Genomic DNA, 16,948 nt, shown 5'->3' on the forward strand with positions numbered 1-16,948 from the left:
ATGGGCATCGCCAACCTCATTCCCGTCCACAGCCTGGAAAACGTCCTCGCCCCTATCGAGCACGCCCACGGCCTGACCAACGACTTCTATACCGAACAACGCTACTTCGAACTGGACCGTGATCAGGTGCTGGGCAAGAACTGGGCGTGCATCGGTTTTGCCACTGACCTGCCGACCAATGCCTACGTCAAACCAGTCGATTTCATGGGCCTGCCGCTGCTGATGATGCGCAACCGCGAAGGCCAGGTGCAGGTGTTCCACAACGTCTGCAGCCACCGTGGCGTGAAACTGGTGCAGGAGGCCGGGACCATTCAAGGCATGATCCGCTGCCCTTACCATTCCTGGACTTATGACCTCAACGGTGCCCTGCGCGGCACGCCGCATGTGGGCGGGATCAACCAGCACAAGGACGAACGTTTCGCCTGTGAAAAGCACGGCCTGAAAGCATTGCGCAGTGCGATCTGGATGGACATGGTCTTCATCAACCTGTCTGGCGATGCCCCGGCACTGGAAGACGCCCTCGCCCCGTTGACTGAACGCTGGAAGCAATTCCTTGGCGACGACGGCATGAGTCTGATGCGTCGCGAAGCCCACAGCGGTGCGATGGCGATCGAGGTCAATTGCAACTGGAAACTCGCGGTCGAGAACTATTGCGAGGCCTATCACCTGCCGTGGGTGCACCCGAGCCTGAACACCTACTCGCGCCTGGAAGATCACTACAACATTCTCTTCGACCAGTTCGCCGGTCAGGGCAGCTACGCCTACAACCTCTCGGACGTCGCCGGCACGCATTTGCCGATGTTCCCGTCGTGGCCGACCGACCGACTGCGCAACGCCGAATACGTGGCGTTCTTCCCGAACGTGCTGCTGGGCATCCAGGCCGACCATGCCTTCGCGATGATGCTGGAGCCAATCGCCCCCGGCAAAACCGTCGAGCACCTGCGCCTGTTCTACGTCGGTGACGAAGCGCTCGATCCGCATTACGAAGCCGCGCGCAACGCGGTGATGGAATCCTGGCGCGTGGTGTTTGCCGAGGACATCGCTTCGGTTGAAGGCATGCAGAAAGGTCGCAGCTCACCGGGCTATAACGGCGGCGCGTTCTCGCCGGAAATGGACCTGCCGACTCACTACTTCCACAAGTGGGCCGCGCGTTCGTTGCTCGACACCGTCAAACCAGCCTGAGCCGGAGAATCACCATGACCACCACACATTGGCTCAACTACATCGACGGACAGTGGCTCGACAGCGATCAGCAACTGACCATTCTCAACCCGGCGGACAATCAGCCGGTGGCAACCATGGCCCAGGCCAGCGTCGCTGATGCCGAGCGCGCGCTGCAAGCCGCCCGGCGTTGCGCCGACAGCGGCGAGCTGACGCGTGTGCGGCCGGCGCAGCGCGTCACCCGGCTGCTGGAAATCGCCCGACAGATTCGTTTGGTGGCCGATGAAGGCGCGCAGATTCTCTGCGCCGAAAACGGCAAGACTCTGAACGACGCCCGCGACGAGTTCACCGAAGCGGCGCGGTACTTCGAGTATTACGCCGGGATGGCCGACAAAATCGAAGGCATCTCCGTGCCGCTGGGCCACGGCTACATGGATTTCACCGTGTACGAACCGATGGGCGTTTCCCTGCAGATCGTGCCGTGGAATTTCCCCGTGTCGATCTGTGCGCGCTCACTGGCACCGGCCCTCGCGGCGGGCAATGCCGTGGTGGTGAAATCGCCTGAACTTTCGCCGCTCGGCCTGTGCGTGTTGATGCAAGCAATCGAGCGCGCCGGCCTGCCACAAGGTGCGGTCAACCTGATCTGTGGCCGAGGCCGCGAGGTCGGGGCTTATCTGGCCGGACACAAACAGGTCGACCAGATTGTCTTCACCGGCTCGGTGCCGACCGGGCAAAGCATCCTCCGTGCCGCCGCTGAAAACGCCGTGCCGAGTGTGATGGAACTGGGCGGCAAATCCGCCGCACTGGCATTCGCCGATGTTGATCGTGAGCAACTACTGAGCAGCGTGCGCAGTGGGATTTTCTTTAATGCCGGGCAAGTTTGCTCGGCGATGTCACGGTTGTTGGTGGAGCGCTCGATTTACGCCGAAGTGGTCGAGCAAGTCGCCGACATGGCGCGCAATCTGCGGGTTGGCCCCGGCGTGGAAAACGCCGAGCTGACCCCGGTGATTTCCGCCGGCCAGTTGCGCGGGATCGAAGCCATGTGCCAACGGGCACAGGCGCAAGGTGCGCGGGTGGTCGCCGGTGGCGAAGCCGTCAGCGGCACCCACGGCAACTACATGCAGCCGACGGTGTTCTGCGACGTCACCCCGGACATGGAAATTGCCAACAGCGAAGTGTTCGGCCCGGTGTTGGCGATCATGCCGTTCGACAGCGAAGAGCAAGCGATTGCCTTGGCCAACGGCACGGATTTCGGTCTGGTGGCCGGTGTCTTCACCCAGGATCTGAACCGCGCCCTGCGCTGCGCGCGACGTTTGCGCGCCGGGCAAGTGTTCGTCAACGAGTGGTACGCCGGCGGTATCGAGACGCCATTCGGTGGCGTCGGCCTGTCCGGCTACGGTCGCGAAAAAGGTCAGGAAGCGCTCTACAGCTATGTGCGCACCAAGAATCTGGCCGTGCGTATCCAGGGCGAGTGAGGACTGAACCATGAAAAAATGGCTGTGCATTATCTGCGGGTTGATCTACGACGAAGCCCTCGGCTGGCCCGAGGACGGCATCCTCGCCGGCACCCGCTGGGAAGATGTGCCCGAAGACTGGCTGTGCCCGGAGTGCAAGGTGGGTAAAAGTGATTTCGAGATGATCGAGATCACTGCAGCCCCGGCTCCCGTCGTCGCCGTCGGCGTCAAACCGGTGATCGCGCCCGTCGTCGCACCAAAACCCTTGGCCGCTATTGCCGGCCCTGTAGTGATCATCGGCAGCGGTCATGCCGGTTACGGTTTGGCGGCTGCGCTGCGCAAGCAGGATCCGAACATCGACATTCGCGTGCTGACCCGTGAGTGCGGGCATGTGTACTCGAAACCGGCTCTCTCGATTGCTCTGGCTCAAGGGCGCAGTGCGGCAGCCCTGGCCAGTGAAAGTCCGTTGGCCATCGAGCAGCGCTTGGGCATTCGCGTTTATCCGCACTGCCATGTCGAGCGCATTGACGTGCAGTCACGACGCCTGCACACCAATCTCGGCGAGATGAGCTACGGCCAATTGGTGCTGGCCAGCGGTGCGGCGCCCATTCGCATTCCGGTCGAGGGCGATGCGCAGGCCATGGTCAGCGTCAACAATCTCGCCGATTACCAGGCCTTCCGTACGCAACTCGAAGGCGTGCGGCGCATCGCGATTCTCGGTGATGGACTGATCGGCTGCGAGTTTGCCAACGACCTGGCCAGCAGTGGCTACGAGGTGCGCGTCATCGGCCTCGGCACGTGGCCGATGGAGCGCCTGTTGCCGCAAGCGGCCGGTGAGCATCTGCAAAAGGCCCTGACCGATCTGGGCGTGCAATGGAGTTTGCAAACCACGTTGCAGCGCATCGATCGCGGTGAAGATGGCTTCAACCTGAGCCTGGCCAACGGTGAAAAGCATCAGGCTGATCTGGTTTTGTCGGCAGTCGGCCTGCGCCCCAACCATGATCTGGCCATGGCCAGCGGCGTGGCGTGCGGACGCGGGATCAAGGTCGACGACTACCTGCAGACGTCCGCACCGGGAATTTATGCCTTGGGTGACTGCATCGAGATCAACGGGCAACTGCTGCCGTATCTGGCGCCGATCAATCAGGGCATCGAGGCCTTGGCCCGCACCCTGCTGGGACAACCGACCGCCGTGCGTTATCCGCTGATGCCGGTGACGGTGAAAACCCCGGCGGCGCCGTTGTGCCTGTTGCCGGTGCCGTTCGATTGCACAGGCGAATGGCGCATCGAACCGACTGCCGATGGCCTGAGCGCGGCGTTTCACGACGACGCCGGTGCCCTGCGCGCCTTTGCCCTGCTCGGTCGGCAGGCACAGCAACAACGCAGCGTTTGGCTGCAGAACTGCCAACTCGCTCAATCCAACGTGGCCTGAGAACAACAATATGAACAACCGCGCTATTCACCTGCCACACGATGACCAGGACTGCGGCTGGTACGCCGCCCTGCCCGCGCCCGCCGCGCCACGCCGGTTGACAGGTCGGCAACAGGCCGACTACGCCGTGATCGGCGCCGGTTTCGCCGGCCTGGCCGCCGCCCGCCAACTCGCCGAACACCAGCCCGATGCGCGCATTGTGCTGGTCGATGCTCAGCGTGTCGGTTATGGCGCGTCGGGACGCAACTCGGGTTTCGTCATCGACTTGCCGCACAAAATGGCCCTGGAACATCCCGATCCCGCGCACAAGCAGCGCCTGCTCGGCCTCAACCGTTCCGCCATCGCTCAGTTGCAGCGCTTGATCGGTGAACACCGAATCGACTGCCAATGGTCACACGCCGGTAAATACCAGGGCGCAGTCGGTGCGCGCGGCCTGGCGTATCTCGAGCATTTCGAACACTTGATGCGCGAACTCGGCGAGCCGTTTCGCAGTGTCGAGGGTGATGAGCTGGCCAACGTTCTCGGCACTCGCCATTACAGTCGTGCGGTGTACACGCCGGGCAGCTATCTGATGCAACCGGCGGCGTTGGTGCGGGGCTTGGCTGATTCGTTGCCGGGCAACGTCGAGTTGCTCGAAGAATCGCCGATTCAGGGTTTGCAACGTGACGCTCAAGGCCAATGGCTGTTGCAAGGTCGCGAAGGGCAAATCCGCACGCCGCGCCTGTTGTTGGGAACGAGCATTTTCACCCAGGAATTCGGCTATCTACGCAGCCGTCTGTTGCCGGTGATGACGTTTGCCAGTTGGACCCGGCCGCTGACGCAGACCGAAATGGACGCCATCGGCATCCAGGCAGACTGGGGCCTGACGCCGGCCGACCATGCCGGCACCACGGTGCGCATGACCCAGGATCGCCGTTTGATGATCCGCAACACCTACAAGCATGTGCCGCGCTACGGCAAAAGCGTCAGTGACAGCACTCGCCAAGAGATCCGTGCCGGCCATCGCAAGGCGCTGGTGTCGCGCTATCCGCAACTGGCCAACGTTGAATTCACTCACACCTGGGGTGGCGTCTACGCGATCTCGCGCAACTTCACCAACTTCTTTGGTGAGCTGGAAGACGGTGTCTACGCGACGGCTTGCGACAACGGAGTCGGCGCTGCATGGGGCACGGTGTCGGGGACGCTGCTGGCGGATCTGGCCGTCGGTGCCGACTCGCAATCGCTGCGCGATATTCGCAATGTCACCGGCATGCCGTCGCGCAATCCGCCCGAGCCGTTACTCGGGATGGGCGTCCGCACACGCATCCGCCTGGCCGCGTGGAACAGCCGGAGCGAACTGTGAGCCGCACCTCTGGAAAAGGCCCGGTGCGGCGGATCGACCATCGCGACCTCGACTTCGTTCATCGCGGCGGCCCGCCCGGTGGCGCAATGGTTGCTCGCGCGCTGAGCAACGAAGTCTCGCCGAATCTCGGCGTCGGCTTCGCTCGCTGGGAAGGCGCCGAGGTCAGCTGGACTTTGCTCTATGACGAAGTCATCTTTGTCATCGAAGGCTGCTTCGAGCTCAAAGCCAACGGCGAGCATCATCGGGTCGAACCCGGACAGATGCTGTGGATTCCCGAAGGCACCGAGCTCGTTTACGGCGGCCATGCATTGTTTGGCTACGTGGTTTATCCGGGAGACTGGAAACAACGACACGGTTTGAGCTGAAAGTGTGGCGCTGCCTGATCAGGCAGCGCAGTGAAAAAACCGTCGCGATAGAGAGCGTTGATGTCAGTCAGAAGCGAGCGTGGCGCCACTGCCTGTGGCTTATTGGCAATCCTGTTGTGGAGCACCGCCGCCGCGCTGATCCGTAGCGTCAGCGAGATGTTCGGCCCATTGGGCGGTTCGGCGCTGATCTATTCGCTGGGCGCGGTGATGCTCGTCGCCCTGCTCGGCCGGCCGCGTTTGCGGGCGACGTCCTGGCGTTATCTGATCTGGGGCAGCGCGCTGTTTGTCGCCTATGAAGTGTGCCTGTCGCTGGCACTGGGTTTTGCCAGTAATCGTCATCAGGCCATCGAGTTGGGCGTGGTCAATTACCTGTGGCCATGCCTGACCGTGCTGCTGGCGATTGTCATGAACGGGCAAAAGGCGCGCTGGCTGATTGTGCCGGGCACCGCGCTGGCGTTGTTCGGCATCGTCTGGGTGGTCAGTGGCGAGGGACTTTCCGTTGACTCGATTGTGGCCAACGTCCAATCCAACCCGTTGAGCTACAGCCTGGCGTTGGCCTGCGCAATCACTTTTGCCTTGTACTGCAACATCACTCGGCGCTATGCCGGCGGACAGAATCTGGTGGTGTTGTTCTTCGCTCTGACCGCCATTGTGCTGTGGGGTAAATACGCCTTGAGCAGTGAGGTAATCCCGCCGTTCAGCCTGCGCAACAGCCTCGAATTGATCGCCGCGAGCACCGCCATGGCCGGTGGTTATGCGTTGTGGAATATCGGCATCCTGCGCGGCAACCTCACCCTGCTCGCCACCGCCTCGTATTCGGCGCCGGTGTTGTCCTCAGCGTTTGCATCGGTGTGGCTTGGGGCGGCGCTGGCCGCTCAGTTCTGGCAAGGCGCGGTGCTGGTGACGGTGGGCTCGCTGCTGTGTTGGTGGGCGACCCGTCAACACAGCGACGCCTGATAGGAATAGGCAAGGCTCCAAGACAAACCGGCATAGGTGCCTCGCTGCGTGATCGCTACCATGACTTCACACCAGCCTTTGGGAGATTGTCATGAACCGTAGCAAAACCTTGTTTATCACCGGTGCGAGCAGCGGCTTTGGCCATGCCTTGGCCAAAGAAGCGCTGGCTGCGGGCCACCGCGTCATCGGAACGGTGCGCAATGAAACCGACCTGCAAAACTTCCAGTCGCTGTCCCCGGACAATGCGTACGCAGTCATGCTCGATGTCACCGACTTCCCGCGGATCGACAGCGTCGTCGCCCAAGTGGAAGCGACTCACGGCCCGGTCGATGTGCTGGTCAACAACGCCGGTTACGGTCACGAAGGCGTTTTCGAAGAGTCGCCGCTGGAGGACATGCGCAAGCAATTCGACGTCAATGTGTTCGGCGCGGTCGCCATGACCAAGGCTTTCCTGCCCTACTTCCGCCAGCGTCGCGCCGGCCACATTCTCAACATCACATCCATGGGCGGCACGATCACGATGCCCGGCATCGCCTATTACTGCGGGAGCAAATTTGCGCTTGAAGGGATCTCCGATACCCTGAGCAAAGAGCTGCAGCCATTCAATATCTTCGTCACGGCTGTAGCGCCCGGCTCGTTTCGCACGGACTGGGCCGGCCGATCGATGCAACGCACCGCGCGCAGCATTGCCGACTACGACGCCAGTTTTGACCCGATCCGCAAAGCCCGGGAAGCAAAAAGCGGCAAACAGCTCGGCGACCCGCAAAAGGCTGCGCAAGCGATGTTGCAGATCATCGCCAGCCCGACGCCGCCGGCCCATCTGCTGCTCGGTAGCGATGCTTTGTCGCTGGTGCGCGACAAGCTGCAACGGGCGCTCGACGAGATCGATCAATGGCAAGCCCTGACCCGCTCTACCGACCATTGACAGAGGACGCAATGACCCAGGCCGATGCAACCACCGCCCGCATGGTGCAACTCATGGACACCCTTGCGCCAGTGGAGGGCTACAACCTCAGCGCGCTCGATGACGTGCGTTTTCTGCGTTCGAACCGGCCGCTGAATCGCACCCCGGTGCTGTATGACCCCGGCATCGTCATCCTCTGCCAAGGTCGCAAGCGCGGTTATCTGGGTGAGGACACTTACGTCTATGACGCCCAGCACTACCTTGTCGTCTCCGTGCCGATTCCCTTCACCATGGAGACAGACGCCACGGCCGTCGAGCCGATGCTCGCGATTTACATGCACTTGGATTTCCACCTGGCCAGCGAGTTGATGCTGCAAGTCGATGAGGTGCATGGCGCCAGCGATGCCCAACCCAAAGGCATGTACGCCTCGCCGATGGACGACGCGCTGCGCGCCACGACCTTGCGTTTTCTCGAGGCGATGAGCGTTGCCGGTGAAGCGCAGATTCTCGGGCCTGCGCTGGTGCGGGAGATCTATTACCGCATTCTCACGGGCGAGCAAGGTGGCTCAATGCGCGCCGCGCTGCAGCGTCAGGGGCATTTCGGCAAGGTCAGCCGGGCCATCCGCAAAATCCACAGCTGTTATCAGCAACGCCTCGACGTCGAGCAACTGGCCCACGAAGCGAGCATGAGCGTGCCGAGTTTTCACCTGCACTTTCGCAGCGTGACCGATACCTCGCCGATGCAGTACCTGAAGTCGACACGCTTGCATCAGGCTCGGTTGCTGATGCTGCGCCAAGCCATGAGCGCATCGGCCGCAGCATTCGACGTAGGCTACGAAAGTGCCTCGCAATTCAGCCGCGAGTTCAAACGCTTTTTCGGGCGAACGCCGCAGGCCGAGATTGAATGGATGAAGGCGACGTATGCGTTGCCGGCACCGACAACGCCTTCAGAATATGTTTCGTCGCATTAGATCGATCACTTCGCGGGATGAAGCGCGGCCGCGTGGTGCATCGCCAGATGCCCGGTCTTGTCACTTTTGACTTCGTATTGCGGCGCTTCCTTCGAAGCAGGACGATGGCGCCCCATGAACTCGACATCCCGGGTGTGCACTTTGACAACCTTGCCGCGAATCTCGCCGGCCTCGCTGTTCCAGTGAACCGCGTCGCCGACCTTGAATGACGTGCTCATGGGCTGCCCCTCAACCGTTGTTCAATCGAGTCATTTCGACTCGGGATGCTCACTCGACACCGAGTTGTTGGCCGCCACATCGGTCATGTCTTCATCGAGTGGCGCCTCGTCATCGGCGGGCAATGGAACCTCGGGCTGATCGCGTTTCGGATCATGACCCGTCTCATTGTCGGTGGTGCGGGTCACGTCTTGCTGTGACCGGTTGCCCGGTGCATTTTCATCGATGTCCATGCCTGGCTCTCCGTACTAATACACGGGAAATCCGTGCCTAAACGTGAGAGACAACAGCGCAGCGCAAGTGCCGGGCACTGGACGAACGGCGCGCCAACGAAAAAAGCCTGCTTTTCAGGGCAGGCTTTTCGCTGGGTGAGTTGGGACTTATTTCTGCTGCGCGGTCAGCGCCGAGTAGCTGTTCATCAGGTTGCGGTAGTTGGGAATCCGCTGCGACAGCAGATTACCCAGGCCTTCAATGTCGTTGCGCCAGTCGCGGTGCAACTCACACGCCACCGAGAACCAGTTCATCATCTGCGCGCCGGCCTGGGTCATGCGACTCCATGCTGCCTGCTGCACGGTGGTGTTGAAGGTGCCGGACGCATCGGTCACCACAAACACATCAAACCCTTCCGCCAGTGCCGACAAAGTCGGGAACGCTACGCACACATCGGTGACCACACCGGCAATGATGATCTGCTTGCGCCCAGTGGCTTTGATCGCCTTAACAAAGTCTTCGTTGTCCCAAGCGTTGATCTGGCCAGGGCGAGCAATGTACGGCGCATCCGGGAACATTTCTTTCAACTCTGGCACCAGCGGGCCATTCGGGCCTTGTTCAAAACTGGTGGTGAGGATAGTCGGCAGGTCGAAGAACTTGGCCAGATCAGCCAGAGCCAGCACGTTGTTCTTGAACTCGTTCGGCGAGAAGTCCTGCACCAGCGAAATCAGCCCGGTCTGGTGGTCGACCAGCAGCACGATTGCGTCGTCTTTGTTCAGGCGGTTGTAAGTTGGAGTGGTCATGGTGTGCGTCCCTTTTCGAAGTTGGAGTTTGTTGTTGCGTTCAAGTTGGGTACAGATTACTGACGCATCGAAAAGGGATAAATCGGCTGGAATGTGTTTCACCGTCAACCTGAACCGGACAATCGCTTAATTAGCCAGCGACCACTCGATACACCACTGCACAAATGAAGTACCTCAAGGCGCATTTATCAATTGCCGACAACTTCCTAAAGTCCTCTCCAACAGCAGCCCCTCACCCCGACGGGCCTGCGATTGGAGACAGACCATGCCTTTCATCAGCGTACGCATTACCCGCGACGGCGTTAGCCGGGAGCAGAAAGCCCAAGTGATCAAGGAAATCACCGAGACCATGCAACGAGTGCTCAACAAGGATCCGCAGCTCACGCACATCGTGATCGAGGAAGTCGACACGGATAACTGGGGCTACGCGGGCATGACCACCACCGAATACCGCCAATCGTTGTCGGGCAATTAATCTCGTATCCCTGAGGAATTCATCATGAGCACATCCAGCAAAGTTGTCGTCATCACGGGCGCCTCGCAAGGCATTGGAGCGGGCCTGGTCAACGGTTTTCGCGAGCGCGGCTATCAGGTCGTGGCGACCTCACGCTCGATCAAGGAATCCGCTGATCCGCAGGTATTGACCATCGCTGGCGACATTGCCGATCCGCAAACTGCCGAGCGGGTGATCCGTGCCGCCGTCGAACGTTTCGGTCGCGTCGATACGCTGGTCAACAATGCCGGCATCTTTGTCGCCAAGCCGTTCACCGCGTACAGCCGGGAAGATTACGCCCAGGTCGTGGCCACCAACATGAGCGGCTTCTTCCATATTTCGCAACTGGCCATCGCCGAAATGGAAAAGCATGGCAGCGGACACGTGGTCAGCGTCACTACCAGTCTGGTCGATCATGCGATTGACGGCGTGCCGTCGGTGCTGGCCTCGCTGACCAAAGGTGGCATCAATGCTGCGACCAAATCCCTGGCCATCGAATACGCCAAGCGCGGGATTCGAGTCAACGCGGTGTCGCCGGGCATCATCAAGACGCCCATGCACGCCGAAGAAACCCACGCAGCCCTGGGCAATCTGCATCCGCTTGGCCACATGGGTGAGATCGACGACATCGTGCAGGCAATCCTTTATCTGGACGGCGCGAAGTTCGTGACCGGTGAGATTCTGCATGTCGACGGTGGCCAGAGCGCGGGGCATTGATCACGACGCCACTTCAGCGCGGGTGGCGATTCATGTGGTAAACATCTGGATGAATGATCCTCGGTGCCAGCCATGATGAAACGTCACTTTGAAGATTTGCAGTTGGGCAGTATCGAACTCTTCTGTCTCGCCGCCGAGGCCGGCAGCTTCACCGCTGCCGCGCTGCTCGCGGGGGTGACACCGGCGGCGGTGAGCCGCTCGATTCTGCGTCTGGAAAAACGCCTCGGCTCGCGGCTGTTTACGCGAACCACGCGCAGCATTCGCCTGACCGACGCGGGCAGGAAATTCTTCGAACAATGCAGTCAGGCACTGACCCAACTGGTCGAAGCCCAGCAAGAAGTCATGGGCACGCAGACCACGCCGTCGGGGCGCTTGCGCATCAGCTTGCCCACCACTTACGGCCACCATCGCATCCTGCCGCTGCTGCCGAAATTCCGCGCGCTATACCCGCAGGTCACGGTCGATATCCATTTGGGCAATCGCAACATAGACTTTGTCGGCGAAGGTTACGATCTGGCAATTCGCGTGCGTGCACAACCGGACTCGACCCTGATTGCACGTTTGCTGGAAGACGCGAAACTGGTGGTGGTCGCCTCGCCGCACTACCTGCACGCGGCGGGTACGCCGCAGACACTTGAAGATCTGCTCGAGCATGAATGCATTCAGTTCGAACTGCCGAGCAGCGGCCGGCAAATTTCCTGGCTATTCCGGGACAATGGCAAGGATCGGGAAGTGCTCTCGGCCGGAGGTTATTCCTGCTCCGATGACGTGCTCGGTGGCGTCACCCTGGCCAAACACGGTGCGGGGCTGTTCCAGACCTATCGGTTCATCGTCGAGCAGGAGTTGGCCGATGGCAGTCTGATTGAGGTCCTTCAACCTTTCAGCGGTCGCTCAAGACCGTACACGTTGCTGTATCCCCACGGTCGCTATGTGCCTCAGCACGTGCGGGTCTTTGTGGATTTTCTGCTGCAATTTCGCGAGCAATGGGTGAACGGCTGAAGCACCGGGCATGCCTGCCTCAGACGCGCAACAGCTGCTTGGTCATCGCCATCGAGGTGTTCAGCGATTGCCCGGTCCGCTGCAGTTTGTTCAGCAAACTCGCACCCAGCCACAGCTGATACAACGTCTCCGCCAGATGCCGCGCGTCGCCAGCGGGCAGGCTCTTTTGCGCTTGGCCTTCTTCGATGCACACGGTGATGCGCGCCACCACGCGCTCGGCACCGTCGCGCAAGGTCAGGCGCATCGACTCGGACAAATCGGCGACCTCGGCGCTGAGCTTCACCACCAGACACTCATCGCCGTGTCCTTCGAGGGTGCAGCGATTTTGCCAGCCCTGCCAGTAGTCCATCAGCCGCTCAAACGCCGTCAGCCCCGGCAGCGTCAGGCGTCGCTCCATGTCGGCGAGGTAGCCGACGAAGTAATCCTCGAGCAAGGCCTGGCCATACAGCTCTTTGGATTTGAAGTAGTGATAGAACGAACCTTTGGGCACGCCGGCGGTTTGCAGGATTTCATTCAGACCGACACTGGTGAAGCCCTTCTCGGCCATCATTCGGTGGCCGGTGTCGAGCAAGTGTTGGCGTGTATCGTCGTAAGTCGGTTTCATGGGGCGCAAAGTCCAGACAATAGACCAGTCGTATATTTCATAGGCTGCGGAGTTTGCCACAGCCAAGCGGGAAAAACCTCCGTCGAAAAAAATTACTAGACGACTGGTCTAATAGGAAACTATGCTGCGCTCCGTCAACCTAATTCAACGGGTGTCGATGCGACACGAATGCCTCGTGCAGCGCTACCACCTGACCAACCCAGGGTGCTCTATGAAAATCTTGATGGTTCTGACTTCCCACGATCAGCTCGGCGGCACCGGCAAAAAAACCGGTTTCTGGCTGGAAGAGTTCGCCGCCCCGTACTACGCCTTCAAGGACGCGGGCGCCGACGTCACGCTGGTGTCGCCAGCCGGTGGCCAGCCTCCGCTCGATCCGAAAAGCGATGAGCCGGATGCGCAAACCGCCGAGACCGACCGCTTTCGCAAAGATCCGGCTGCCCAGCAGGCATTGGCCAACACCGGTCTGCTGGCCGATGTGAGTGCCGACGATTTCGATGCCGTGTTCTACCCAGGTGGTCACGGCCCGCTCTGGGATCTGGCTGAAGACAAACACTCGATCGCCCTGATCGAAGCGTTCGACCGCAGCAACAAACCGCACGGTTTTGTCTGCCATGCGCCCGGCGTACTGCGTCATGTACTCGCCGCTGACGGCAAACCGCTGATCCAGCATCGCGAAGTCACCGGTTTCACCAACGCCGAAGAAGCCGCCGTCGGCCTGACTGACGTGGTGCCGTTCCTCATCGAAGACGAGTTCCAGCGCCTCGGCGGCTACTATTCGAAAGTCGCTGACTGGCAGGTTCATGTGGTCGTCGATGGCAAACTGGTGACCGGTCAAAACCCCGCCAGCTCTGCCGCCGTCGCTGAAAAGCTGCTGAAGATCTTGGGCTGAGCCCAGCGTCTACATCCTCTGAACGCCGTGCGTGTTGCACGGCTTTTTTTTCACTTGCTCAATAGTTGACTGGTCTAATAAACATGAATAGCGCCTACTTCACGCCCGCCACGCTGGGCCTGCACACCCTGAAAAACCGCATCGTCCTGCCACCGCTGACACGTCAGCGCAGCACGCAACCGGGCAACGTCGCCAATGAGCTGATGGCCGAGTATTACCAGCAGCGTGCCGGCGCCGGTCTGCTGGTGACCGAGGGCACGCAGATCGAACCGCGAGGCCAGGGCTACGCCTGGACACCCGGGATTCACAGCCCTGAGCAGATCGCCGGCTGGCGCAAAGTCACCGAAGCGGTGCATGCCGTAGACGGCGTGATCTTCGCCCAGCTCTGGCACGTGGGCCGCGTCTCTCACACGGCGTTGCAGCCGGGTGGCGCCGCTCCCGTGTCCGCCTCCGCCGTGGCCACTGACCGTGTCAGCGTGTTCATCGAAACCGCGCCAGGGGCCGGCGAACTGGTGCCGCCGTCCGCACCGCGCGCGCTGAGCACCGACGAAGTCCAGGAACTGGTTCAGCTGTACATTCAAGCGGCGCGCAATGCGATGGAAGCCGGGTTCGACGGCATCGAGCTGCACTGCGCCAATGGTTATCTGGTCAACCAGTTCATCTCCGCCCACAGCAACCTGCGCACCGATCAATACGGTGGCTCGCTGCACAATCGCCTGCGCTTTCTGAAGGAAGTGGTGGCTGGCGTCGCCGAGTGCATTGGCAAGGAAAAAGTCGGCGTTCGTTTTGCGCCGCTGTTCACCACCACCGATGAAGCGCGGACCTATCTGGGCATGGTCGAGGAAGATCCTCACACCACCTACATCGAGGCGATCAAGGTGCTGGAAGACGTGGGCATTGCCTACCTGTCCATCGCCGAAGCCGACTGGGACAACGCCCCGGCGATGCCGCAGACATTTCGTCAGGCGGTGCGCGACACCTTCAGCGGCGCGATCATTTACGCCGGGCGCTACAACGCCGAATCAGGTGCGCGTCTGCTCGACTCCGGGCTGGCGGATTTTGTCGCGTTCGGTCGCCCGTTCATGGCCAACCCGGACCTGCCGGTGCGTATTGCCAATGACTGGCCGTTGAATGCGCTGAATCCCGCCACGGTGTATGGCGGGACTGGCGAAGGCTATGTCGATTACCCGGTTTATAGCGCCTAGTCAGCGCTAGTCATAAAACGCCTCGACTGACACTCGGCTGCCGACAAAAAAACTGTCGGCCACCAGACGCAGCGGCTGCAAATCCAGATCGCTGAGCTTGTCAGCGATCAACTGCTGGAAATGCCGATACACCGCCGGGTACTCACCCTCCTCCGACACCGTTTGGCGCACCCCGTCGATGCTCAACAGTGCGCCACCGTTGTCCAGACGCAGTGTGCCTTCGGCGCAGCGAATCTCGATGCTCCAGAGTTCGTCGTGGCCATGGTCAAAATCGAACTCTGCACGCACATCCAAATGGCGCGCGTCAGACATCTTGATCGACGCGGCAATCGGCGATTGGCAGTTGCTCGGCACGCGCAGTTCTGCGGATTCGACAAACAGCGGCAGTTCGAGCAAATGGGTAACGATCGACAAGGCATTGATGCCCGGATCAAAGACGCCGAGGCCACCCGGTTGCCAGATCCATGTCTGGCCGGGATGCCATTTGCGCACGTCTTCTTTCCAGTCGATCTGCACGCTTTGCAAGGTGCGCGAGGCGAGCCAGTCACGCGCGACTTCGATCCCCGGCGCGTAACGCGAATGCCAGGCAAACAAGGCACTGACGCCCTGCTCCGCAGCCAGATCAACCAGCGCCTGCGCTTCCCCCAAGGTCGCGCACGGCGGCTTTTCTACCAGCACATGTTTGCCGGCAGCCAATGCCTGCTGCACTAAAGCGAAGCGCCCTTGCGGCGGGGTGCAGAACGCAATCGCGTCTACCGCCGGGCCGTTTTCCAGCAACTCTGCCAACGACTGAAAGTTTTCCACGTCGGCGCAAGGCTTGCCCTGGGTGGCGACAGACACCAGCGTAAACGCCGGATTGGCGAGGATCGCCGGCACATGTTGATCCTGGGCAATCTTGCCGTAGCCCACCAGACCGAGACGAATCGGTTGCATCAATGACTCCGTTATTTATCTTGTTTTAGTCAGCGAGTCGGCAGATTAACGGCAAACGCGTCGGACGTCTGTCAACGCAACGTCACAACGACTCACAGGATCAGGCAAGGATTGCACAGGAATGCACTAGTGCGCTGCCCGGTAGAACCGCAAGAATGGTCCCACGACCAAACGATTGAGGATGTTCCCATGCTTGTACAAGCCTACGGCGCCCACGCTGGCGACAAACCCCTTGAGCCGATGCAGATCAACCGTCGCGAACCTGCGGCCCACGATGTGCAGATCGACATTGCCTTCTGCGGCATCTGCCATTCGGACCTGCATCAGGTCCGCGCTGAATGGGCCGGGACGCAATTTCCCTGTGTGCCGGGACACGAAATTGTCGGTCGCGTCGCGGCCGTCGGCGCCCACGTCGCGGATTACAAAGTCGGTGATCTGGTCGGCGTCGGCTGCATCGTCGACAGCTGCAAACACTGCGACGATTGCGACAGCGGCCTGGAAAACTATTGCGACGGCATGATCGGCACCTATAACTTCCCGACCCCGGACGCACCGGGCTGGACGCTGGGCGGCTATTCGCAAAACATCGTCGTGCATGAACGCTACGTGTTGCGCATTGGCCATCCCGAGGCGCAATTGGCCGCCGTTGCGCCGCTACTGTGTGCCGGCATCACCACCTACTCGCCACTGCGTCACTGGAATGCCGGGCCCGGCAAGAAAGTTGGCGTGGTCGGTATCGGTGGCCTCGGTCACATGGGCATCAAACTGGCCCACGCCATGGGCGCGCACGTTGTCGCCTTCACCACCTCGGAATCCAAGCGCGAAGCGGCAAAAGCACTGGGCGCCGATGAAGTTGTGGTCTCGCGCAACCCGGAAGAAATGGCCGCGCATGCGAAAAGTTTCGACCTGATCCTCAACACCGTTGCCGCGCCGCACGACCTCGACGCCTTCCTCGTGTTGCTCAAGCGCGACGGTGCCTTGACCCTGGTCGGTGCGCCCGCCACCTCGCACCCGTCACCGAACGTGTTCAACCTGATCATGAAGCGCCGCACCATTGCCGGCTCGATGATCGGCGGCATTGCCGAGACTCAGGAGATGCTGGATTTCTGTGCCGAGCACGGCATCGTCTCTGACATCGAATTGATCCGCGCCGATCAAATCAACGATGCCTACGAGCGCATGCTCAAGGGCGACGTGAAATATCGCTTCGTGATCGATAACGCGACGTTGGCAGGCTAAAAAGCAGCATCACCGGGCGAAGCGTCGCAGTACGTCGAACAGGTTCTGGCGAAA

At 60.8% G+C, this 16,948-nt stretch carries 19 protein-coding genes and 1 pseudogene; 15 read left to right on the top strand and 5 right to left on the bottom strand.

The annotated features are described in order from the left end of the window. The 9 genes and pseudogenes from AC3Y64_RS16495 (at position 1) to AC3Y64_RS16535 (ending at position 8,586) form a co-directional block, all read left to right on the top strand. A complete protein-coding gene (locus tag AC3Y64_RS16495) occupies positions 1-1,182 on the top strand; it encodes an aromatic ring-hydroxylating oxygenase subunit alpha (RefSeq protein WP_253485318.1) in 1,182 nt (393 codons plus the stop codon). Between the two features lie 14 nt (positions 1,183-1,196). Further along, positions 1,197-2,636: an aldehyde dehydrogenase family protein gene (locus tag AC3Y64_RS16500; protein WP_489984504.1), complete on the top strand. Its 1,440-nt coding sequence runs from the start codon at positions 1,197-1,199 to the stop codon at positions 2,634-2,636. Positions 2,637-2,646: 10 nt separating this feature from the next. Then, positions 2,647-2,808, top strand: a pseudogene (locus AC3Y64_RS16505) (rubredoxin); the annotation flags it as partial. Further along, the gene (locus AC3Y64_RS16510; protein WP_489987986.1) at positions 2,797-4,047 is read left to right on the top strand and encodes an FAD-dependent oxidoreductase; all 1,251 of its coding nucleotides are present in this window, start codon (positions 2,797-2,799) and stop codon (positions 4,045-4,047) included. The pseudogene AC3Y64_RS16505 and the gene AC3Y64_RS16510, both read left to right, overlap by 12 nt. 10 nt (positions 4,048-4,057) lie before the next feature. Then, positions 4,058-5,389 (top strand): NAD(P)/FAD-dependent oxidoreductase, encoded by a 1,332-nt coding sequence (locus AC3Y64_RS16515; RefSeq protein WP_489984505.1) that lies wholly within the window; start codon positions 4,058-4,060, stop codon positions 5,387-5,389. Then, positions 5,386-5,754: a cupin domain-containing protein gene (locus tag AC3Y64_RS16520; RefSeq protein WP_158955306.1), complete on the top strand. Its 369-nt coding sequence runs from the start codon at positions 5,386-5,388 to the stop codon at positions 5,752-5,754. The genes AC3Y64_RS16515 and AC3Y64_RS16520 overlap by 4 nt, the downstream gene beginning before the upstream one ends. 60 nt (positions 5,755-5,814) lie before the next feature. Next, positions 5,815-6,711, top strand: a complete 897-nt coding sequence (yddG, locus tag AC3Y64_RS16525) for an aromatic amino acid DMT transporter YddG (RefSeq protein ID WP_489984506.1) — start codon at positions 5,815-5,817, stop codon at positions 6,709-6,711. Between the two features lie 91 nt (positions 6,712-6,802). Continuing rightward, positions 6,803-7,636, top strand: a complete 834-nt coding sequence (locus AC3Y64_RS16530) for an oxidoreductase (RefSeq protein WP_489984507.1) — start codon at positions 6,803-6,805, stop codon at positions 7,634-7,636. Positions 7,637-7,647: 11 nt separating this feature from the next. Beyond that, positions 7,648-8,586: an AraC family transcriptional regulator gene (locus tag AC3Y64_RS16535; RefSeq protein ID WP_489984508.1), complete on the top strand. Its 939-nt coding sequence runs from the start codon at positions 7,648-7,650 to the stop codon at positions 8,584-8,586. A 5-nt stretch (positions 8,587-8,591) separates the two neighbouring features. On the opposite strand, the gene AC3Y64_RS16540 is transcribed toward AC3Y64_RS16535, so the two are convergent. The 3 genes from AC3Y64_RS16540 to ycaC all read right to left on the bottom strand — a co-directional run bounded on the left by AC3Y64_RS16540 (position 8,592) and on the right by ycaC (position 9,815). After that, complete coding sequence (locus AC3Y64_RS16540) at positions 8,592-8,804, bottom strand: hypervirulence associated TUDOR domain-containing protein (RefSeq protein ID WP_158955314.1); 213 nt, start codon at positions 8,802-8,804, stop codon at positions 8,592-8,594. A gap of 30 nt (positions 8,805-8,834) precedes the next feature. Further along, the gene (locus AC3Y64_RS16545) at positions 8,835-9,035 is read right to left on the bottom strand and encodes a hypothetical protein (protein WP_489984509.1); all 201 of its coding nucleotides are present in this window, start codon (positions 9,033-9,035) and stop codon (positions 8,835-8,837) included. Positions 9,036-9,182: 147 nt separating this feature from the next. Then, positions 9,183-9,815: an isochorismate family cysteine hydrolase YcaC gene (gene ycaC / locus AC3Y64_RS16550; RefSeq protein ID WP_090284017.1), complete on the bottom strand. Its 633-nt coding sequence runs from the start codon at positions 9,813-9,815 to the stop codon at positions 9,183-9,185. Positions 9,816-10,080: 265 nt separating this feature from the next. Between ycaC and AC3Y64_RS16555 the strand changes: the two genes are divergently transcribed. The 3 genes from AC3Y64_RS16555 (at position 10,081) to AC3Y64_RS16565 (ending at position 12,024) form a co-directional block, all read left to right on the top strand. Next, positions 10,081-10,290, top strand: a complete 210-nt coding sequence (locus tag AC3Y64_RS16555; RefSeq protein WP_064390432.1) for a tautomerase family protein — start codon at positions 10,081-10,083, stop codon at positions 10,288-10,290. A gap of 24 nt (positions 10,291-10,314) precedes the next feature. Next, on the top strand, positions 10,315-11,025 hold the full coding sequence (locus AC3Y64_RS16560) for an SDR family NAD(P)-dependent oxidoreductase (RefSeq protein WP_489984510.1): 711 nt from the start codon (positions 10,315-10,317) through the stop codon (positions 11,023-11,025). Positions 11,026-11,100: 75 nt separating this feature from the next. Next, on the top strand, positions 11,101-12,024 hold the full coding sequence (locus tag AC3Y64_RS16565; RefSeq protein ID WP_489987987.1) for a LysR family transcriptional regulator: 924 nt from the start codon (positions 11,101-11,103) through the stop codon (positions 12,022-12,024). A gap of 19 nt (positions 12,025-12,043) precedes the next feature. Here AC3Y64_RS16565 and AC3Y64_RS16570 read toward each other — a convergent pair whose 3' ends face one another. Then, positions 12,044-12,628 carry a TetR/AcrR family transcriptional regulator gene (locus AC3Y64_RS16570; protein WP_489984511.1) on the bottom strand — a complete coding sequence of 195 codons (585 nt, stop codon included), beginning with the start codon at positions 12,626-12,628 and terminating at the stop codon, positions 12,044-12,046. Between the two features lie 211 nt (positions 12,629-12,839). Between AC3Y64_RS16570 and AC3Y64_RS16575 the strand changes: the two genes are divergently transcribed. Continuing rightward, positions 12,840-13,517 carry a type 1 glutamine amidotransferase domain-containing protein gene (locus AC3Y64_RS16575; RefSeq protein WP_489984512.1) on the top strand — a complete coding sequence of 226 codons (678 nt, stop codon included), beginning with the start codon at positions 12,840-12,842 and terminating at the stop codon, positions 13,515-13,517. An 83-nt stretch (positions 13,518-13,600) separates the two neighbouring features. Then, positions 13,601-14,722: an alkene reductase gene (locus tag AC3Y64_RS16580; RefSeq protein ID WP_489984513.1), complete on the top strand. Its 1,122-nt coding sequence runs from the start codon at positions 13,601-13,603 to the stop codon at positions 14,720-14,722. A 6-nt stretch (positions 14,723-14,728) separates the two neighbouring features. On the opposite strand, the gene AC3Y64_RS16585 is transcribed toward AC3Y64_RS16580, so the two are convergent. Further along, positions 14,729-15,655 (bottom strand): Gfo/Idh/MocA family protein, encoded by a 927-nt coding sequence (locus AC3Y64_RS16585; protein WP_489984514.1) that lies wholly within the window; start codon positions 15,653-15,655, stop codon positions 14,729-14,731. Positions 15,656-15,844: 189 nt separating this feature from the next. On the opposite strand from AC3Y64_RS16585, the gene AC3Y64_RS16590 reads away from it, so the two are divergent. Beyond that, positions 15,845-16,894, top strand: a complete 1,050-nt coding sequence (locus AC3Y64_RS16590; RefSeq protein WP_489984515.1) for an NAD(P)-dependent alcohol dehydrogenase — start codon at positions 15,845-15,847, stop codon at positions 16,892-16,894. Positions 16,895-16,948: the final 54 nt, after the last annotated feature.

This window comes from Pseudomonas sp. 4CAES_32.4, from assembly GCF_058136335.1.